This window comes from Micromonospora sp. USAFONa4, from assembly GCF_057197825.1.
Genome location: NZ_CM170072.1, coordinates 385,218 through 404,421 on the forward strand (window position 1 = coordinate 385,218; position 19,204 = coordinate 404,421).

At 74.8% G+C, this 19,204-nt stretch carries 19 protein-coding genes; 12 read left to right on the forward strand and 7 right to left on the reverse strand.

Annotation, left to right across the window (positions count from 1 at the left end; genetic code table 11):
* Window positions 1-131: 131 nt before the first annotated feature.
* Window positions 132-4,043 (reverse strand): FxSxx-COOH system tetratricopeptide repeat protein, encoded by a 3,912-nt coding sequence (gene fxsT, locus AC0OO9_RS01635; protein WP_484514985.1) that lies wholly within the window; start codon window positions 4,041-4,043, stop codon window positions 132-134.
* A 16-nt stretch (window positions 4,044-4,059) separates the two neighbouring features.
* A complete protein-coding gene (locus tag AC0OO9_RS01640) occupies window positions 4,060-5,292 on the reverse strand; it encodes a TIR-like protein FxsC (protein ID WP_484514987.1) in 1,233 nt (410 codons plus the stop codon).
* Between the two features lie 188 nt (window positions 5,293-5,480).
* Between AC0OO9_RS01640 and AC0OO9_RS01645 the strand changes: the two genes are divergently transcribed.
* From AC0OO9_RS01645 to AC0OO9_RS01660, 4 genes are all read left to right on the forward strand, one after another.
* Entirely contained in the window at window positions 5,481-5,858 is a 378-nt protein-coding gene (locus AC0OO9_RS01645; protein WP_484514989.1) for an ArsR/SmtB family transcription factor, read from the forward strand.
* Complete coding sequence (locus AC0OO9_RS01650; protein WP_484514990.1) at window positions 5,855-6,496, forward strand: SRPBCC family protein; 642 nt, start codon at window positions 5,855-5,857, stop codon at window positions 6,494-6,496. Before AC0OO9_RS01645 ends, AC0OO9_RS01650 begins: the two co-directional genes overlap by 4 nt.
* 135 nt (window positions 6,497-6,631) lie before the next feature.
* Window positions 6,632-7,192, forward strand: a complete 561-nt coding sequence (gene ybiA, locus AC0OO9_RS01655; RefSeq protein WP_484514992.1) for a riboflavin biosynthesis intermediates N-glycosidase — start codon at window positions 6,632-6,634, stop codon at window positions 7,190-7,192.
* A gap of 76 nt (window positions 7,193-7,268) precedes the next feature.
* On the forward strand, window positions 7,269-7,781 hold the full coding sequence (locus AC0OO9_RS01660; RefSeq protein ID WP_357576353.1) for an NUDIX domain-containing protein: 513 nt from the start codon (window positions 7,269-7,271) through the stop codon (window positions 7,779-7,781).
* A gap of 10 nt (window positions 7,782-7,791) precedes the next feature.
* Here the strand turns inward: AC0OO9_RS01660 and AC0OO9_RS01665 are convergent, their stop codons facing one another.
* A complete protein-coding gene (locus AC0OO9_RS01665) occupies window positions 7,792-8,331 on the reverse strand; it encodes an RNA 2'-phosphotransferase (RefSeq protein WP_484514994.1) in 540 nt (179 codons plus the stop codon).
* A 113-nt stretch (window positions 8,332-8,444) separates the two neighbouring features.
* On the opposite strand from AC0OO9_RS01665, the gene smpB reads away from it, so the two are divergent.
* Window positions 8,445-8,939 carry an SsrA-binding protein SmpB gene (gene smpB, locus AC0OO9_RS01670; RefSeq protein WP_357576355.1) on the forward strand — a complete coding sequence of 165 codons (495 nt, stop codon included), beginning with the start codon at window positions 8,445-8,447 and terminating at the stop codon, window positions 8,937-8,939.
* A gap of 67 nt (window positions 8,940-9,006) precedes the next feature.
* Here the strand turns inward: smpB and AC0OO9_RS01675 are convergent, their stop codons facing one another.
* Together AC0OO9_RS01675 and AC0OO9_RS01680 are read right to left on the reverse strand one after the other, a co-directional pair.
* Complete coding sequence (locus AC0OO9_RS01675) at window positions 9,007-10,146, reverse strand: hypothetical protein (protein ID WP_484514996.1); 1,140 nt, start codon at window positions 10,144-10,146, stop codon at window positions 9,007-9,009.
* A complete protein-coding gene (locus AC0OO9_RS01680; RefSeq protein WP_484514997.1) occupies window positions 10,038-11,171 on the reverse strand; it encodes a transporter substrate-binding domain-containing protein in 1,134 nt (377 codons plus the stop codon). Before AC0OO9_RS01680 ends, AC0OO9_RS01675 begins: the two co-directional genes overlap by 109 nt.
* A 197-nt stretch (window positions 11,172-11,368) precedes the next feature.
* On the opposite strand from AC0OO9_RS01680, the gene AC0OO9_RS01685 reads away from it, so the two are divergent.
* The 4 genes from AC0OO9_RS01685 to AC0OO9_RS01700 are packed head-to-tail and all read left to right on the forward strand — an operon-like array spanning window position 11,369 to window position 14,443.
* Entirely contained in the window at window positions 11,369-11,794 is a 426-nt protein-coding gene (locus tag AC0OO9_RS01685; protein WP_132234886.1) for a TOBE domain-containing protein, read from the forward strand.
* The gene (modA, locus tag AC0OO9_RS01690; RefSeq protein ID WP_484514999.1) at window positions 11,791-12,570 is read left to right on the forward strand and encodes a molybdate ABC transporter substrate-binding protein; all 780 of its coding nucleotides are present in this window, start codon (window positions 11,791-11,793) and stop codon (window positions 12,568-12,570) included. Before AC0OO9_RS01685 ends, modA begins: the two co-directional genes overlap by 4 nt.
* Window positions 12,567-13,382: an ABC transporter permease gene (locus AC0OO9_RS01695; protein WP_484515001.1), complete on the forward strand. Its 816-nt coding sequence runs from the start codon at window positions 12,567-12,569 to the stop codon at window positions 13,380-13,382. The genes modA and AC0OO9_RS01695 overlap by 4 nt, the downstream gene beginning before the upstream one ends.
* Window positions 13,379-14,443, forward strand: a complete 1,065-nt coding sequence (locus AC0OO9_RS01700; protein WP_484515002.1) for an ABC transporter ATP-binding protein — start codon at window positions 13,379-13,381, stop codon at window positions 14,441-14,443. Before AC0OO9_RS01695 ends, AC0OO9_RS01700 begins: the two co-directional genes overlap by 4 nt.
* 182 nt (window positions 14,444-14,625) lie before the next feature.
* Here AC0OO9_RS01700 and AC0OO9_RS01705 read toward each other — a convergent pair whose 3' ends face one another.
* Window positions 14,626-15,051 (reverse strand): type II toxin-antitoxin system Phd/YefM family antitoxin, encoded by a 426-nt coding sequence (locus tag AC0OO9_RS01705; protein WP_484515004.1) that lies wholly within the window; start codon window positions 15,049-15,051, stop codon window positions 14,626-14,628.
* 166 nt (window positions 15,052-15,217) lie between these two features.
* Between AC0OO9_RS01705 and AC0OO9_RS01710 the strand changes: the two genes are divergently transcribed.
* The 3 genes from AC0OO9_RS01710 to AC0OO9_RS01720 all read left to right on the forward strand — a co-directional run bounded on the left by AC0OO9_RS01710 (window position 15,218) and on the right by AC0OO9_RS01720 (window position 18,580).
* On the forward strand, window positions 15,218-16,003 hold the full coding sequence (locus AC0OO9_RS01710; RefSeq protein ID WP_484515006.1) for an RNA ligase family protein: 786 nt from the start codon (window positions 15,218-15,220) through the stop codon (window positions 16,001-16,003).
* A 167-nt stretch (window positions 16,004-16,170) separates the two neighbouring features.
* Entirely contained in the window at window positions 16,171-17,727 is a 1,557-nt protein-coding gene (locus tag AC0OO9_RS01715) for a chitinase (protein ID WP_484518117.1), read from the forward strand.
* A 265-nt stretch (window positions 17,728-17,992) separates the two neighbouring features.
* Complete coding sequence (locus AC0OO9_RS01720) at window positions 17,993-18,580, forward strand: TOPRIM nucleotidyl transferase/hydrolase domain-containing protein (protein WP_484515008.1); 588 nt, start codon at window positions 17,993-17,995, stop codon at window positions 18,578-18,580.
* Here AC0OO9_RS01720 and AC0OO9_RS01725 read toward each other — a convergent pair.
* A complete protein-coding gene (locus tag AC0OO9_RS01725; RefSeq protein ID WP_484515009.1) occupies window positions 18,551-19,126 on the reverse strand; it encodes a GNAT family N-acetyltransferase in 576 nt (191 codons plus the stop codon). The genes AC0OO9_RS01720 and AC0OO9_RS01725 overlap by 30 nt on opposite strands.
* Between the last annotated feature and the right edge of the window lie 78 nt (window positions 19,127-19,204).

A 19,204-nucleotide genomic window follows, 5' to 3' on the forward strand; every position in this document is an offset into this window, starting at 1 on the left:
CCTCCCGGCCGGGCCCGGCGCAGGGCGGGCCCGGCGCAGGGCGGGCCCGGCGCAGGGCGGGCCCGGCGCAGGGCGGGCCCGGCGCAGGGCGGGCGCTCGGGCCAGACCGGCGCTCGGCGCAGGGCGGGCGCTCAGAGCAGGGCGGGCTCGATGTAGCCGTTGAACCGGTCGCGCTGGCGGGCCTGGACCACCCGCGGGTTGTCGCCGCCGAACAGCTGCACCAGCTGGCCGAACGCGTCGTCGTAGAGGGCGCGCCCGGCGTCGGCCTCGCTCTCGGTGGCGATCCTGCTGACCGCGAGGTTGAGCGCCGCCGAGACGCTGTCCGGATGCTCGGCGCCGAGGGCCCGGATCAGCTCGACGTACGCGGTGGTGTCCAGCAGCAGGGCGGCGTCGCGCTCGCCGAGCGCGTACAGGTCGTTGGCGAGGTTGAGCGTGGCGAGCAGGGTGTGCGGGTGCCGCTCGCCGAGGCTGGCGAGAAGCTGGTCGCGGACCCGCTGGGCGAGGTCGAGCGCCTGGGGGTGGTCGCCACCCTTGCGTAGGAACACGCCGAGGTTGTTGAGGCAGGCCAGGGTGATGGCGTGGTCGGCGCCGAGGACCTCGGTGTACGCGTCGCGCAGCCGCCGCGCCATCCGCAGCGCGGTCGGGTTGTCGCCCACCGCCGACCAGGTGGTCGCCAGCGCCATCTCGCAGGAGAGGGTGTCGGCGTGCTCGCCGCCGAGGGTGCGCTGGTAGCGCACCACCGTGCGCTCCAGCACCCGGTGCGCGTCGGCGAAGCGGCCGAGCTGGCGCAGGGTCAGCGCCAGCTCCTTGGCGGTACGCAGGGTCTCCGGGTGGTCGGGGCCGATGATCTTCTGCTGGTTGGCGGAGGTGCGTTGCAGGACGCTGTGCGAGCGCCACAGCTCCCCGGTGTCGCGCAGCCCCCGGCCGTAGTTGCTGGCGGAGGCGAGGGTGGACGGGTCCTCGTCGCCGAAGCGTTCCCGGCGCCGCTCGTAGATGTGCTGGTCGAGCTGGGCCGCCTCGCGGAAGTGGCCGACGAGCCGCAGCGAGACGGCGAGGTTGTTCTCGGCGGTCAGCGTACGGCCGCTGTCCTCGCCGAAGCTGCGGACGCTCAGCTCCAGGGTGCGCCGGTCGCGCTGCTCGGCGTCGTGGTAGCGGCCCTGGGCGCGCAGGTCGGCCCCGAGGCTGCGGGCGGTCATGAGGGTGTAGAGGTGGTGCTCACCGAAGATCCGCCGCTGCCGGTCGTAGACGTCCTGGTCGATCTCGAAGGCCCGGTCGAAGAGGCTCTGCGCGCGCAGCACGTTGGCCAGGTGGAACCGCATCCGCAGGTTGGTGGGGTCGTCGTCGTCGGTGTCGCGCCAGCGCTCCAACGCGTCCTCGGCCAGCGAGCGCGCGGACTCGTAGTCCCCGCGCCGGTAGAGGTAACGCACCGTGTCGGCGACGAGCTGGCGGGCCTCCTCGGCCGTCGACTCGTGCAGCGCCGAGGGACGTACGTGTGGCCACAGCTCGGCGTAGCGCGGCCAGTTGGCCGGCTTGTCCGGATCGCGGGGGCTGGCGGCGGCGAGCAGCGACTGGGCCTGGCGGCGGGTCTCGTCGGGGTCGTCGAGCTGGTCCTTGATGACGAGCTGCACCAGCCGGTGGATGCGCACGGTGTTGTTCTCCGCGTCGACCTGGGCGAGGCCGTAGCGGCCCAGCTCGGCGGTGACCAGCCCCTGCAGGATCGGGTCGGTGAGGGTGGGGTCGAACGGGGCCATGAAGACGGCGAACCGCTCGCCGGTGAGCATCGCGACCGGGATCGGCTCCGGCGCGTAGTACGAGCACAGCTCCAGCAGGCGCGCGGCGGCGGGCTTCTCCTGCCGCAACTGCCGCAGCGTCACCAGCCAGGTCGCGGCGAGCGTCTTGGAGTATCCGGCCGACTGCCGGCCCTCCAGGATGCGCAGCAGGCCGGGGGTGTCCAGCGAGGCGAGGTACTGCTGCACCGGCAGCGCCGTGGCCCGCAGGTAGGCGGCGCCCTGCTCCACCGCCAGCGGCAGGTCGCCGAGCTTCTCCGCGACCTGGGTCGCCTCCTCCTCGGTGAGGCCGCGGACGCGGTCGCGCAGCAGCTGGACGCTCTCCGTCCGGTCGAAGACGGTCAGCTCGGTGGCGCCCGCGTACTCGCTCCAGGTCTGGTCGCGCGTGGTGAGCAGGACGTGCCCGGGGCCCTGCGGCAGCAGCGCCCGGGTGGCCCGCGACGGCTCGTCGGCGTTGTCCATGACGATCAGCCAGCGCCGGCCGGGGCCGCCCCGGCGCAGCGCGTCGAGCACCCGCCGGACCGCCTCGCCACCACCGCCGGCGCCGAGCCCCATCGCCTCGGCGAGGTCGGCCAGCCCGCCCCGGATCCGTTCCTCGCTGTCGGCGGGGATCCACCAGACCACGTCGTAGTCGCGGGCGAAGCGGAGCGCGTACTCGGCGGCGAGCTGGGTCTTGCCGACCCCGCCGAGACCGTGGACCACCTGCACGCCGGAGGCGGGCGAGGCGGTCAGCCGGTCGCGCAGCGCCTCCAGCTGCGCCGCCCGGCCGACGAAGGTGGTGCCGTGCTGGCGCACGTTCCACACCGCCGGGAACGATCCGGGGAACCGGCCGACCGCCCGCCCGGTCACCGCGTGCGCGGGTGCGCCCACCTCCTCGAGCAGCAGGGTCCGGGCGGTGCCGGCGTCGACGTCGCTGAGGTCGACCGGGGTGCGGTCGGTGTAGGGCAGGGCGAGCCGGGACTCGTCTACCCGCAGCGGCACGAGCACGCCGGTGCCGGCGACCTGGTCCCGGCTGGCGGCGGCCTTCCACGCCTCCCCCGCCAGCGGCGTGGCCGCGAAGTGCCGGGTCAGCACGACCAGCACCCGGCTGGCGGCGGCGAGCGCCCGGTCGAACTCGGTGCGGCCACCCGCGCGCACCGGCACGTCGACCGCGCGCCGGTCCACCCGCAGCCCGGCCTCCTCGAGCTGGTCGCTGATCCACTCCGCCCAGAGCCGGTCCACCGAGGCGTAGCCGACCAGCACGGTCTGCTCGGCGGTGAGCCGGGACCGCTCGAACGCGGTCAGCGAGCGGCGCCGTTCCTCCTCCGGCATCGGCTCCAGCCGGGTGACCCGGCCGCCGGTCACCACCGACGCGAGCTGCTCGTACGCCGCCAGCAGGGTGCCCGCCTGCTCCGGACGGTCGCCGAACGCGGCGAGGATCTCCTCGTAGGCGTAGAACGCGCGGTAGGGCACCTCGATGGTGTTCCAGTAGCGGGCCCGCGCGGCGTCGGAGAGGTGGTCGAGGAACGACGCGAACTCGGCCCGGACCAGGTCCCGGCCGGTCTCCAGCTTGCGCAGCTCGGCGTCCTCCACCCGGGTCGGCACGGGCACCAGCAGCGGCGGGTCGTCCGGGCGCTGGGCGCGGATCGAGCGGGCCACGGCCGACGCGCCCCGGATGCTCTGCGTCGACATGGTGAAGCAGTTGACGACGGTGTCGGGCAGTTGCACGGTGCAGATGCCGGCGACGTCGCTCAGGCCCGTACGGCTGTCGATCAACACGATGTCGTACTCGGCGCGCATCTGCGCGCGGACCGCGTCGAAGAAGGCCGCCCCGCCCTGGCGTTCGTAGAAGTTCGACCAGTCGAAGGTGCTCACCAACCGCGAGTACGCCGAGTCCTGCTGGCCGGCCGCCACGAAATCGATCACGCCGCCGTGCGGGAACTCCCAGTTCAGCGAGACCGCCCGCCGCTGGATCTTGGCGTGCCCGGCGAGCAGTTCCTGCGGGTCGTCGCCGGGGTTGCGCTGCATCGTGGCCATCGAGTAATCCCAGATCATCTCGATGACCCCGGGGGTGGCGCGCAGCTCGGAGTCGCGCAGGAACGGATGGAAGTAGCGGTGCAGGCCGGGCGACTCCAGGTCCCAGTCCACCACGAGCACCTGGAGCCCCTGGCTGGCCAGGATCCAGGCCACGTTGGCCAGCGCCATCGTGCGTCCCGTGCCGCCCTTGTACGAGTAGAACGTGACGATCTGCCCGCGTGCCGCGTCGTTCACCGCCATCGGCTGACCGCCTCCATCAGGGACCTTCGAGGATCGGGCGGTGCACCGGGCCGTCCGACGGCGGCTCCTGGTAGACCGTGCCCGTACGGTAGATGCGGCTCTGGGCCACGACCAGCGCGTCCTCCAGCTCGGCGTGGAAGCGGCCGGCGGTGGCGATCTCCGGTCGCCACATCGCGGGATCGTTGCGCACCACGTGGTGCGACAGCACGCGCGCCAGGGTCTCCCACAGCCGCTGGTTGCCGTCGGCCGCCGCGTCGTCGGCGGCCGTCCAGGGCACCAGCACCGGGGTGGTGCTGTCGGGGTCGCGGTCGTAGCCGACGAGGCTCAGCTCGTAGCGCGGCAGGCCGGCCGACCAGACGTCCACCACGAGCACGACGATCTGGTTGTGCGCCCGGGCCCACTCCCGCACCTCGGCGAGGTCGACGGCGTCCTCGACCGTCCAGCCGTAGCTCTTGGTGGTCGCGACCGCCCCGGCGTAGCTGCCGATCGGCGCCTCCAGCTCGGGGCGGTACGGCCGCCAGTCCCGGGCCAGCGCGCCGTAGCGCTCCTCCGCCCCGCTGCGGGTGCCGGCCAGCTCCGCCGCGCTGCCGGCGGCCAGGACGAACCAGACGTGCCGGGCGCTTGTCGAGCGGGGCGACCGGGCGGCGGACGAGCCGGGTGCCGGCCGCCGGCGGGTGGTCTCGAAGGCGCTGGTGACCTGGGCGAGCACCGGCCGTCGGGCGGGCCGGAGCAGGCGGTGGTCGCGGTCGGTCTGCACGATGTGCTTGGCCAGCGCGTCGACGAAGTCCTGGTATTCGTCGTGGTGCCGGCGGCGCTGCTTGAGGGTGAGCAGGCCGTCCTGGGCGTACACGGCGCCGGCCGGGAAGTTCTTGTGCTGGAAGCCGGTCAGCGCCTCGGGCACCCGGTCGCAGGGGATCCAGCGGATCGGCAGCACGGCGGGGGGACGGCGACGGAACTCCCGCTCGTGCGCGTCGACCCGGTCGGCGAAGACCCGGAACTCGCGCCCGCAGTAGTCACTGACCACGTAGCGGGGGGAGGTCAGCGCCACCAGGCAGGAGCTGGTGGCGAGGGCGTCGGCGAGCTCCTGCGACCAGGTCGCGCCGAGCGGCAGCTGCCCGTCGACGAATCCCGCCTGGTCCCAGCCCACGCCGGCCAGCCGGGCCACCGCCTCGCTGAGATCGCCGAAGAACTCCTGCACCTGGCCGTTGCGGTTGTCCTCATGGGCGTAGCTCAGGAAGAAGAGTGGCACGCCCGCCTCCGCTCACGGGTTCCACGATCGTACGGAAAGTATAAGTCCGTCGATGCCAGGGTAGCGTCGGGCGGATCTTCGCACCGACCCGTGGAGAGTCGTATCCCCGACGCTTACGCGAGGGCGTCGGCGACACACCGACCCATCATGGATCGCTTAAATAAGGGAGGGCTGATATAAAGGGTTGCGTGCACGCCTTCGACGTACTCGGTGACCCGGTGCGGCGCCGCATCCTGGAACTGCTCACCGACGGCGAGACGACCGCCGGCGGGCTGTGCGACGTGATCCGGCGGGAGTTCGGGATCTCCCAGCCGGCCGTCTCCCAGCACCTCAAGGTGCTGCGGGACAACGGCTTCGCCACCGTGCGGGCGGAGGGGACCCGGCGTCTCTACGCCGTCGATCCCCGGCCGCTGCGGGAGGTTGACCGGTGGCTCGACAACTTCCGCCGGTTCTGGACGCCGCCCCTGCACGCCCTCGCCACCGAGCTGGCCCGAGGCAAGCGCGAACGGCGGCTGCGCGAGCAGCCGCCGACAGACGACACGACCGACCACGGGAGAGACCGATGATCGACGCGACCGAGCAGATCAACGCCGTACGCCGCCAGCTCGGCCGGCGGGTGCTGGAGGCCGGCGAGGCCCGGGTGATGACCATCAGCCAGACGTACGACGCGTCGCTGGAGGACCTCTGGGACGCCTGCACCAACGCGGAACGGATCCCCCGCTGGTTCATGCCGATCTCCGGTGACCTGCGGCTGGACGGCCGCTACCAGCTGGAGGGCAACGCCGGCGGCACGATCGAGCGCTGCGACCCGCCGAAGGGCTTCGCCGCCACCTGGGAGTTCGGCGGCGAGGTGAGCTGGATCGAGGTACGGCTGACGCCGGTCGGGGACGACCGGACCCGGTTCGAGCTGGAGCACGTCGCGCACGTCGACCAGGAGCGCTGGGACCAGTTCGGCCCGGGCGCGGTCGGGGTCGGCTGGGACCTGGCGCTGCTCGGCCTGGCGTCGTACCTGGCCGCCGACGGCAGCGGGGTCACGCCGGAGGAGGGCGAGGCCTGGTCGGTGTCGGAGCAGGGCCGGCAGTTCGTGACGGCGAGCAGCGAGCGGTGGGGCGAGGCGAGCGTCGCCGGCGGCACCGACGCCGAGGCCGCCCGGGGCGCCGCGGAGCGCACCACGGCCTTCTACACCGGGGCGCCGCCGGCCTGATCGCCCCGCCCGGCGCGGCGGCACCGGCCGCCCCCGCGCACCCGACCGCCCGGCGCGGCGGCACCGACTGCCCGTGCCGGCGGCCGGCCGAAAAGCGCGCGCGTTCCGTCGGACCCCTCGGGCAGACTCGCCGCCATGTCGCCGCGATCCGTCACCGAGCTCGTCGCCGCCGTCAACGCCGGCGAGAAGATCCGCTACCTGCACTTCTGGGGTCACCGACCGCAGCGTGACGGCAGCGTCGGGCCCGGCTGCCTGAGCCAGTGGTGGCCGGCCCCGTTCACCGACGGCGAGCGGACGTACGCCACCGCCGAGCACTGGATGATGTGGCACAAGGCGATGCTGTTCGGCGACGCGGCGGTCGCCGAGCGGATCCTGGCGGCCGGGCACCCCCAACGCGCCAAGTCGCTCGGCCGCGAGGTGCGGGGGTTCGACCAGGCGACCTGGGAGGCCCGGCGCTTCGACATCGTGGTGGCGGGCAGCGTCGCGAAGTTCGACCAGCACGACGACCTGCGGGCGTACCTGCTCGGCACCGGCGAACGGGTGCTCGTGGAGGCCAGCCCGCTCGACCGCGTCTGGGGCATCGGCCTGGCCGCCGACGACCCGCGCGCGGACGATCCGGCGCGCTGGCAGGGTGCGAACCTGCTCGGCTTCGCCCTCATGGCGGCCCGGGACGCACTTCGCGCGGGCCGACCGTGACCGCCGGGAGCCGCCGCCGCACGCCCCGGGCGGCGGCTCGCGGCGGCCCCCGGTGGGCCGGGTAACGTGCTGCGGCATGACCGCCGTGGCGTACTCCCACTGCTCCTTCTGCGGCGCCGCCTATCCGGCGGGGGCCGGTTGGCCGCGGGCCTGCGCGGCCTGCGGCGCGACGGTCTGGCGCAACCCGCTGCCCGTCGCGGTGGCGGTGCTGCCGGTCCGCACGGCCCGGGGCCTCGGGGTGGTGGTCGTCCGCCGCGACATCGAGCCCGCCCGCGGCCAGCTCGCGCTGCCGGGTGGCTTCATCGAGTACGGCGAGGAGTGGCAGGAGGCGCTGGTCCGGGAGCTGTGGGAGGAGACCGGCCTGCGCGCCGACGCCGCCGACGCCCGGCTCCTCGCGGTGCACGGCGCCCCGGCCGGCGGCACGATCATGGTCTTCGGCGAGCTGCCCGAGCGGCGGGCCGAGGCGCTGCCGCCTTCGGCGCCGACCGAGGAGGCCACCGAGTGGCTGGTGCTCACCGAGCCGACGGAGCTGGCCTTCTCCACCCACACCCGGGTGCTCGCCGAGTTCCTCGCCCGGCGCGCGGGCTGAGCCGGACGGCTCAGTCGGCCAGGTACCGGGCGGGCACCGCGTCGGTGAGCCAGACGCCGTTGGCGCTGCGATAGAAGGCGTGCCCGTCGCGGGCCATCGCCGCCGCGTCCACGGTCAGCACCACCAGCTCGCCCGCCCGGCGGGCACCGACCCGCCGGGCGGTCGCCAGGTCCGGCGACAGGTGGACGTGGTGCCGCCCGGCCCGGTGCAGGCCGGTGGCCCGGATCGAGTCGAGCGCGACGCGGCTGGTGCCGTGGTAGAGCCGCGCCGGCGGCGGGCTGGGCTTCAGCTCCAGGTCGACCGGGATGGAGTGCCCCTGGTTGGCCCGGATCCGCTCGACGCCGTCGGCACCGCGTTCCACGGCGAAGCGCTGCTTGTCGTTGCCGGCCACCACGGCGTCCAGGTCGGCGCGGTCGATCCCGAGCGCGGCGAGCAGGTCGTCGACCGGCACCCAGCCGGCCCGGTCGGGCGCGAGGCCGAACCGGGCGGGCTCGTGCCGCAACGCCAGGGACATCCGCTTGCTGAGCCGCACCATCGCCCGGTGATCCATTGGCGGAGTCTCCCCCGCCGGGCACCGGCGGCGCCATCGGATTCGGCCGGACCCGGCCGCCGCACCGGCGCCGGGCCGGCCAGTCCCGGCCGGCAGCCGATATCCTCGGCCGGGTGAACGCGGCCCGGCAGAACGAGCGCAGGCTGATCGCCTCCAACAAGAAGGCGCGGCACGACTACACGGTCCTGAAGACCTACGAGGCGGGCATCGTGCTGGCCGGCACCGAGGTCAAGTCGCTGCGCGAGGGTCGGGCGTCGCTGGTCGACGCCTTCGCCCAGGAGCGCGACGGCGAGCTGATGCTCTACGGGCTGCACATCGCCGAGTACGGCTTCGGCAGCTGGACCAACCACGCGCCCCGGCGCACCCGCAAGCTGCTGCTGCGTCGGGTGGAGATCGCCCGGATCCTGGAGCGGACCCGCGAGGGCGGCCTGACGCTGGTGCCCCTGTCGATGTACTTCTCGGGCGGCTGGGCGAAGGTCGAGCTGGCCCTGGCCAAGGGCAGGAAGTCGTACGACAAGCGGCAGGCGCTCGCCGAGCGCGACGCCGAGCGGGAGATCGCCCGGGAGCTGGGCCGCCACCTCAAGGGCCGCACCGCGCGACGGGGCTGACCGCTCCCCTCGCCTCGCCCGCACGCCGGTGTCGCCCGCCTCCGTCGCCTCCCCCACACGCCGGCCGTCAGCGGGGGCCGGAGGACGGCGGCGCGGACGACCCGGCGGGCCCGGGCGAGGGGGGCGCGGCCGGTTCGGCGGGGTCCCCGGCGGGCACCCGGCCGAGGCAGCGCGGGTCCGCCCGCCCCACCGGTTGCCGGGGGATCATCCAGTCCAACGCCGTCTCCTCCACGTGCCAGCCGTAGACGTCCACGCGGGTGACCGGGATCCGTCCCGGGTCGGGGCAGAGGAGCTGCCCGCGTACCTGGTCGTTGGGCAGGAAGCGCACCTCGCCCCGCCCGTCGAGCACGATCGTCATCCGGTCGGTCACCGTGACCGCCTGGCCGCGTACCACCTCCCGCACGGGGCCCGCCTCCGGCCCGACCTCGACGGCGACCGCGGGCAGCAGCGGCACCCGCAGGAAGACCACCCCCGTCACCAGCGGCACCACCGCCGCCACCGCGTAGGCGAGGCTGTGGGTCAGCGCCGGGGCGACCGGGCGCGGCACCGGGCCGGTGAGCACCACGGCTCCCAGCGGGGGCAGGACCAGCAGCAGGGCCGTGGCCAGTTCGCCGTCGCCGATCGCGGCCGGCACGGCGGGCGCCAGCCAGGCGTAGCTCGCGGTCGCCGCCACGACCGGCAGCACCAGGGTGGTGACCAGCAGCAGGCGGGGCCGGTCCGGGTACCGGAGCCGGGTCCGCAGCGCCAGCAGCCAGAGGGCGAGCATCATCAGCAGCGGCAGGAAACGCAGCTGCCAGGTGAGCGCCGCCAGGGCGATCGCCGCCACCAGCACCCAACCGGGGGTACGCACGGTGCCGTAGGCGAGCAGCGAGCGATCCGGGTCGAAGCGGTCAGGCGCGCTGACCTGGAGCAGCCGGCCGAGGACGGTCAGCACCAGCACCACCAGCGGGAACGCCCACACCAGCGCGATCAGCAGGGCGCTGAGCAGCCCGAGCGGGCTGACGTACTGCACCAGCAGCAACATCGTCGGCATGTCCTGCCGGCTGAGCCGCCAGAGCCGCAGCACCAGCAGGAGCACCGGGAACGCGGGCAGCAGCGTCAGCAGCCACTGCTGCGCCTGTTGCGCCTGCTTGGTGCCCGGGCGACGGTCGGCGCGCCCGATCGCGGCCGGCTCGGAGACGGCAGGGCCCATCTCTCCCACGGCCACTGCCGCACCTCCACCTTCTCCTCGGGCTCCGGCTGCCGGCCGACCGCCACCTGCTGCAGGTTGCTGTACTGCTGCTCCGAGGCCAGGTAGCGGTCGAACGCCGCCTTCCACCGGTAGCCGTCGGGCCCCTCCGCCGACTGCTGCAGGGAGAGGTTGACCAGGTCCCGCATCGCCGGATTGGGGCCGGTGTTCACGCCCCACTTCTCCGCCGCCTCCTCGCCGATGTCCCAGTGCTGCAACTCCTGGCGCCCTTGCAGCTTCACCGCCGGCGGCAGCTCGCCCGGGGGGCGGGGGCCCACGAAGCCGGCCAGGATCGCCGCGTCGGTGGTGACCGCGTCGACATCACCGTCGTAGAGCGCCTGGATGCACTCGCTGATCCGGTTGCGGCCGATCGGGCTCGCGCCCGCGTCCCGCAGGCGCCGCTCCGAGGTGGACGTGCCCAGCGTGCAGACCTTCGCCCGGTCGAGGTCGCGCAGGCTGGCGACCTTGCGGCTGTCGGACGCGAGCGTCACCACCGACTGCTCCGTCTCCAGGTAGGGGAAGGAGAAGACCACGCCCTGCCCCTGGCGCTGCTCGGTGATGCTGTAGGAGGCGACCACCAGGTCGACGGTGACGAAGCTGCCGCCGGCGTCGCGCGCCTGCCGGCGGGCCCGGTCCTCGCTCTCGATCGCCAGCAGCGTCACCTCCGGCGCGTCGAACCCCAGGTCCTCGGCGATCATGTACGCGATCTCGATGTCGAAGCCCTCGAACGCGCCGTTCTCCAGCTTCTGCGCCACACCCGGCTGGTCGTCCTTGACCCCGATGACCAGCCTGTCCCGGTTGGTCAGCCCCGCCCGCTCACGCAGCTCGTCCCAGGTGGGCGGGCCGGTCGCCACGATCACCCGCACCGTGGCCGCCACGATCACCACCAGCAGGAGCAGCAGGGCCGCCAGGCGCACCTGCCGGGCCCTCGACCGGCGGGCGGTGGAGGCCGCCACGGATTCCGGCGCCGGTGGGTTGCCGCTGCCCTCGTCGTCCTGACCCAACTCGGCCCTCCCGGTCGCCGTCCCCCGCCCGAGCCCTCCATTGTGGTCCACGCCGCCAGGTCACGACAGCATCCGGACGGCCGGTCGTGTCGCGGCGGTGTATGGCGCGAACACGAGGAACATAGGCTTTTCCAGGTAGCATCCGCGATGGACAACCCGCTCTCATCCTCGCATCTGCCGGGCGCTAGGCTGGGCCGGTGACGACGTTCCGCATCGGGGAGGCCGCCGAGCTGCTCGGCGTCAGCGCCGACACCGTGCGCAGGTGGGTCGACGCCGGGCGGCTCGCGGCCGGCCGAGACGAGCACGGGCACCGGGTCATCGACGGGGTCGAGCTGGCCGCGTTCGCCCGGGGGCAGGCCGCCGAGCCCGACGACCGGTCGGACGCCTCCTCGGCCCGCAACCGGCTGCGCGGCATCGTGGTCAACGTCGTCAAGGACACCGTGATGGCGCAGGTCGACATCCAGGCCGGGCCGTTCCGGATCGTCTCGCTGATGAGCCGGGAGGCGGTTGACGAGCTGGACCTGCGCGTCGGTTCGCTGGCCGTCGCGGTGATCAAGTCGACCACGGTGGTGGTGGAACGCGCCTCCCCGTCCGGGGCCTCCCGGGGGAGGCAGGGGTCGTGAGAGCGGCGGGGCGGGCGCGGACGGTCGCGGCGGTGGCGATCACCGCCCTGGTGGCCCTGGCCGGGTGCGGCGCGGGCACCGCCGCCGGTGGCGGGCCGACGGACGGCACGGTGACCGTGTTCGCCGCGGCCTCGCTGACCGAGTCGTTCACCCGGATCGGCCAAGACTTCGAGGCGGCCCACCCGGGCACGACCGTGGTCCTCAACTTCGCCGGCAGCGCCGCGCTGGCCGCCCAGATCAACCAGGGCGCCCCGGCCGACGTGTTCGCCTCGGCGGCGACGCGCAACATGGCCACCGTCGCCGAGGCCGGCAACGCCGACGGCGACCCGGTGGTCTTCGTCCGCAACCAGCTCGTCGTCGCCGTGCCGAAGGGCAACCCGCGGGGCGTCGCCGGGCTGGCCGACCTGGCCCGGCCGGGCGTGAAGGTGGCGCTCTGCGCGGAGCAGGTGCCCTGCGGGGCGGCGGCGCGGACGGCGCTCGACGCCGCCTCGGTCGCGCTCACCCCGGTCACCCTGGAGCAGGACGTGCGGGGCGCGCTGTCGAAGGTGCGGCTCGGCGAGGTCGACGCGGCCCTCGTCTACCGCACGGACGCCCTGGCCGCCGCGGCCGACGTGACGGCAGTCGAGTTCGGCGAGTCCGCCCGCGCCGTCAACGACTACCCGATCGTCGCGCTGCGGGACGCGCCCAACCCCGACGGCGCGCGGGCCTTCGTCGCGTACGTCCGCTCGGAGCGGGGGCGCGCGGTGCTCACCGGGGCCGGGTTCCGGGCGCCGTGACGCGTACCCACGGCGGGCGCCTGCGCCGGCGGGGCGCCGGGGTGCCCGTCGCGCTGCTGCTGCCGGCCGTGCTGGGCCTGGTCTTCCTCGTCCTGCCGCTGGTCGGGCTGGTGGCCCGTACGCCGTGGGCCGACCTGCCGCAGCGGCTCGCCGCGCCGGGCGTGCTCACCGCGCTGCGGCTGTCCCTGCTGACCGCCACGCTGGCCACGCTGCTCTGCCTGCTGCTCGGGGTGCCGCTGGCCTGGCTGCTGGCCCGCGTCGAGTTTCCCGGCCGACGCCTGGTGCGCGCCCTCGTCACCGTGCCGCTGGTGCTGCCGCCCGTCGTCGGCGGGGTGGCGCTGCTGCTGGTCTTCGGCCGGCGCGGCCTGCTCGGCGGCTGGCTCGACGCGACCTTCGGGATCACCCTGCCGTTCACCACCGCCGGGGTGGTGCTGGCGGAGGCGTTCGTGGCGATGCCGTTCCTGGTGATCGCCGTGGAGGGGGCGCTGCGCGGCGCCGACGGCCGGTACGAGGAGGCGGCGGCGACCCTCGGCGCCGGCCGCTGGACGACGTTCACCCACGTCACCCTGCCCCTGGTGGCTCCCGGTCTGGCGGCCGGTGCGGTGCTGTGCTGGGCCCGGGCGCTCGGCGAGTTCGGCGCCACCATCACCTTCGCCGGCAACTATCCGGGGCGTACGCAGACCATGCCGCTGGCGGTCTACCTGGCGCTGGAGACGGACGTGCAGGCCGCCGTGGTGCTCAGCCTCGTGCTGCTCACCGTCTCGGTGGCCATCCTCGCCGGGCTGCGCGACCGCTGGATCACCAGCCCGTGAGCGCGCCCCTGCTCGACGCGCACCTCGTGGTGGAGCGGGACGGCTTCCGCCTCGACGTCGCGCTGCGGGTCGCCGCCGGCGAGGTGGTCGCGCTGCTCGGCCCCAACGGGGCGGGCAAGACCACCGCGCTGCGCGCGCTCGCCGGCCTGCTCCCGCTGACCGGCGGGCACCTCACCCTCGACGGCGTCGACCTGGACCGGCCGCAGCGCCGCGCCTGGACGCCGACCGAGCGCCGGCCGATCGGCGTGGTCTTCCAGGACTACCTGCTCTTCCCGCACCTGAGCGCGCTGGAGAACGTGGCCTTCGGGCCCCGGCGGCACGGCGCCGACCGGCGGACCGCCCGGCAAACCGCCCACGACTGGCTGGACCGGGTCGGCCTGGCCGAGCACGCCCACCGCCGGCCCCGGCAGCTCTCCGGCGGGCAGGCTCAGCGGGTCGCGCTGGCCCGCGCGCTGGCCGTCGAGCCGGCGCTGCTGCTGTTGGACGAGCCGCTCGCCGCGCTCGACGCGCGCACCCGCCTGGACACCCGGGCCGAGCTGCACCGGCACCTCGCCGCGCACCCGGGGGCCACCCTGCTGGTCACCCACGATCCGCTGGACGCGTTGGTGCTGGCCGACCGGCTCGTGGTCGTCGAGGAGGGCCGGGTGGTGCAGGAGGGGGACGCCGCGACCGTGACGGCGCGGCCACGCACCGACTACGTGGCCCGGCTCGTCGGGCTGAACCTGCACCGGGGCCACGCCGACGGGCACCGGGTCCGGGTCGCCGACGGGCTGACCCTCACCGTCGCCGACCGGCTCGACGGGGAGGTCTTCGTCGCCTTCCGGCCCTCGGCGGTGGCCCTGCACCCGTCGCGCCCCGAGGGCAGCCCGCGCAACACCTGGGCGGCGACGGTGGCTGGCGTGCAGCGGCACGGCGACGACCTGCGGGTGCAGCTCGACGGGCCGATCGGGGTGTCGGCGGACGTCACGCCGGCCGCCGCCGCGCAGCTGCGACTGGCCCCCGGCCAGCCGGTCTGGGCCGCGGTGAAGGCGGCGCAGACCCACGCGTACCCCGCCGGCTGACGCCCTGCGGCCCCAGGGCCGGCGGCCCGCGCGAGCGCGGCCCGCGGCGGCGTCGGGGCGCGGTCGACGGCGGCACACCCGATCCCGGCCAGGCAACCGCCCGACACTGAGGCCGGGGGTGGCGCGAGCCCGGGACGGCGCGGACGGGAGCGGCGCCGGACGCGGCGCGGACCCCGGGCGGGTCAGGCGGCGGGGTCGGCGGCCAGCAGGTCGGCGTGGGCGGCCCGGAGGCGGGCTAGACCGGCGTCGCTGCCCGGGGTGACCCGGCGGTCGAGCTCGGCCCAGACCTCGGCGAGGGCGGCGGTGACCGCGCGCAGCTCGGCGGCGTGCCGGTGGGCGCTGCGCCGGTGCGCCTCGTCGAGGCGCCGGGCCCAGCCGGCGGTGACGGCGGCGAGGCGGTCCCCGTCGGCGCGCGCCTGGGCGGCGCTGCGGGCGGCGGCCGCCGGGACGATCGCGGCCACCGGGCGGGGATCGCCGTCGCGGGTGACGACGGTGACGGTGTCGGTCAACTCGGCCAGCGCGACGAGCTGGGTGAGCCGGGTGCGCGCCTCGCGAAGCGGCACCGAGCGCGGCTGGTCGGTGTGCGGGGTGAGAGCGGGGACAGCCATGGATGGATGGTCGCCCCCGGGTACGACATTTCCGCACGCCGACGGTCCAGGATGGACGCGTGGACCGGAAACTGGCGCGAGCCGGGGCCCTCGCGGCGGATACGCTGCCGGCCCGGCGCCGCACCGCGAACCGGCGCGGCGCACCCCACCACGTGAAGGAGCTGCCGTGTCCCGCCTCGACGTCCGGACGGTCGACCTGCGGACGGTCAACTCGCTGACCAAGTACCCGTCGATCCCCACCTACCACGCCCTGGACCCGGGCAACGGCGGGCTGCTGGCGGAGTGCGTGGCGTTCACCGGGCCGGTCACCCTCACCGAGAAGGTCGACGGGACGAACGCCCGGATCGTCGTGCTGCCCGGCGGCGCGTACCTGATCGGCAGCCGCGAGGAGCTGCTGTACGCGCGCGGCGACCTGATCGGCAACCCGGCGCTCGGCATCGTGGACGCCCTGCGCGACGTGGCCGAGCGGCTGACGGTCGCGGCGGCGGCCGACCGGATCACGGTCTTCTACCTGGAGGTCTACGGCGGCAAGGTCACCGCCGCCTCCCGGCAGTACACGGCCGAACGCCGGGTCGGGCACCGGCTCTTCGACGTGGCAGTGCTGGACGACCCCGCGCCGATGCTCGACTGGCCGACGCAGCGGATCTCGGCCTGGCGCGACGGCGGCGGCCAGCGCTTCCTCGGCGAGGCGGACCTCGTCGGGCGGGCCGACGCGTCGGGCCTGCCGACGGTGCCCCGGCTGGCCACCGTCCCCGCCGAGGAACTGCCCCGCGACATCGCCGGGACGCACGCGTTCCTGACCGGTCACCTGCCCCGGACCCTGGTGGCCCTGGACGGTCCGGCCGGCCGGTCCGAGGGGCTGGTGCTCCGCGCGGCGGACCGCTCGGCCATCGCCAAGGCGCGGTTCCAGGACTACGAGCGCACCCTGAAGCGTCGCGAGGCCAGGCGCTGACCCGAAGTGTAAGGAAGGGCCCCTTCCTATCGCCTGGGCGACAGGTAAGGGGCCCTTCCTCGCACGTATGCCTGGACAACTACAGTTAACAATCCTAATAATTGTGCATCCGTCGATCCGACGGCCCTCGTACCCGGGAGGTCCGGATGCGTCGCCCTGCCCGAAACCTGCTGCTGGCCGCCGTCGCGGCCCTCGCCACCGTCACCGCCACCACGCTGACCCTCGCCGCGCCGGCCCAGGCCGCCGGCCCGACCGCCACCTTCGTCAAGACCGCCGACTGGGGCACCGGATGGGAGGGTCGCTACACCGTCACCAACGGCGGCCCGAGCACCATCACCGGCTGGCAGGTGGCCTTCACCCTGCCGACGGGCACCACGCTCGGCTCCTACTGGGACGCCACGGTCAGCAGCGTCGGCCAGCGGCACACCTTCACCAACCGCTCCTGGAACGGCACCGTGGCCCCCGGCGCCTCGGTGTCGTTCGGCTTCCTGGCCACCGGCTCCGGTTCCCCCACCAACTGCACGCTCAACGGCGTGCCCTGCTCGGGCGGCACGCCCACCACCCCGCCGACCACGGCCCCGCCGACGACCGCCCCGCCCACCACGGCGCCGCCGACCACCCCACCGCCCACCACGCCTCCGCCGACCACACCGCCGCCGACCACACCGCCGCCGACCACGCCGCCACCGACGGGTGGGCTGCCCCGGCACGCGCTGATCGGCTACCTGCACGCCAGCTTCGCCAACGGCTCGGGCTACCTGCGGATGGCCGACGTGCCCGCCGACTGGGACATCATCAACCTCGCCTTCGGCGAGCCCACCACGGTCACCTCGGGCGACATCCGGTTCCAGCTCTGCCCGGCGGCCGAGTGCCCGGGCGTCGAGACCGAGGCCGAGTTCATCGCCGCGATCCGCGCCAAGCAGGCGCAGGGCAAGAAGGTGCTGCTCTCCATCGGCGGGCAGAACGGCCAGGTCCAGCTCACCACGACCGCCGCCCGGGACACCTTCGTCCGGTCGGTGGCGGCCATCATCGACAGGTACGGCCTCAACGGGCTCGACATCGACTTCGAGGGCCACTCGCTCTACCTGAACACCGGGGACACCGACTTCCGCAACCCGACCACACCGGTGATCGTCAACCTGATCTCCGCGATCCGCACCCTCAAGCAGCGGTACGGGGCGGGCTTCGTGCTCACCATGGCGCCGGAGACGTTCTTCGTCCAGCTCGGCTACCAGTACTACGGTTCGGGCCCGTGGGGCGGGCAGGATCCGCGCGCCGGGTCGTACCTGCCGGTGATCCACGCGCTGCGTAACGACATCACGGTGCTGCACGTGCAGGACTACAACTCGGGGCCGATCATGGGGCTCGACAACCAGTACCACACCATGGGCAGCGCGGACTTCCACGTCGCGATGACCGACATGCTGCTCGCCGGCTTCCCCGTCGCCGGCAACGCCGACCGCGTCTTCCCGCCGCTGCGCGAGGACCAGGTGGCCTTCGGCGCGCCCTCCTCCCCCAGCGCCGGCAACGGCTACCTCGCCCCGGCCGGGGTGCAGGCGGCGGTGACCTGCCTGGTGAAGGGGCAGGGCTGCGGCCCGTACACCCCGCGCAGCGGCACCAACCCGGCGTTCCGCGGCCTGATGACGTGGTCGATCAACTGGGACCGGTTCTACGCCTGGGAGTTCCGCCTGAGCCACGGCCCGTTCCTGAAGTCGCTGCCCTGAGCCGGGTGCCGCCGCCCGGGTCCCATGGCCCGGGCGGTGGCACGACCGCCGGCCCCCGGCGGTTCCCTGCCGCCCGCAATCCGGTTGCGTCGGGGGCCGGCCCGGTCCACGCTGCCCTGGCGGGCAGGGCCGCGCTGCCGCAACGGGCGACGGGCCGTGCTGCCCGCCCGACACACGTCGTCCCGGTGGTACGTCCCGCACGTCGGGGCCGGACCGCCGGGCCGACCCCGGGCGGGCGCTGCGGCATCGGGGACGGGGAGGCGGAGTGCGGAGCATCGGTGACCTGGCGCACGGGACCGACGCGCGGACGGTGGTGCTCGTCGAGGGGCCGAGCGACCGGGTCGCCCTGGAGACCCTCGCCGCGCGCCGCGGCCGGGACCTCGACGCCGAGGGCGTACGGGTGGTGGCCATGGGCGGCGCGACGAACATCGGCCACTTCCTCGACCAGCTCGGCCCGGCGGGACGCGGCCTGCGGCTGGCGGGCCTCTACGACGAGGCCGAGGAGGGCTACTTCCGGCGCGGGCTGGAACGCTGCGGCTTCGGCGCCGACCTGTCCCGGGCCGGCATGGCGGCCCTCGGGTTCCACGTCTGCGTGGCCGACCTGGAGGACGAACTGATCCGCGCGGTCGGCGTCGCCGAGGTCCAGGACGTGCTCGCCGCCGAGGGCGAGCTGCGCTCGTTCGACCTGTTCCAACGGCAGCCGGCGCAGCGGGGCCGGGCCGTCGAGGCGCAGCTGCGCCGGTTTCTCGGCACCCGGTCCGGCCGCAAGAGCGTGTACGCGCGGCTGCTCGTGGCGGCGCTGGAGCCGGACCGGGTGCCCCGCTCACTCGATGCGGTGCTCGCCGGCGTCTGAGCGCACGCCGCGCCACTCGGGCGCCAGCACCGACCACACCTCGATGTCGACCCGTCCGGACGGGCCGGGATAGACCTGGCGCAGCGTCCCGTCGAGGCGCATGCCCAGCCGCCGGGCGGTGGCGATGCTGCGGGTGTTGTCCGGCTTCGTGCGCCACTCGACGCGGTGGATGCCGCGTTCCCGTACCGCCCAGTCGACGAGCCGGCCGACCGCCCGGCTGACCAGCCCGTGGCCCTCCCCGGCCGGCTCCAGCCAGCAGCCCGCCTCGCAGACGCCCCTGGCGGCGTCGAACGAGACCAGCATGACCCCGCCGACCAGCTCACCCCGCCGCCAGATGCCCCAGATTCCGCCGGCGTCGCGCGCCCACAGCTCCGCGTAGCGCTGGAGCACGGCCCGGGCACCGGCCAGGTCGTCGACCAGGAACGAGGGCGACACCCAGGGCGCGATGTGCGTACGGGCCCGGTCGAGGTGGGCGAGGAACTCCTCGGCCCGCCAGGGTTCCAGGGGACGCAGCTCGGCGTCCTCGGTCAGGGACAGGGCGAACACGGTGACCTCCGGTGCAGACGGTTGAGCGGGCAATGTACCGCTATACGCTCCGGGTATACGCGGTGTGTATAGTCGCCG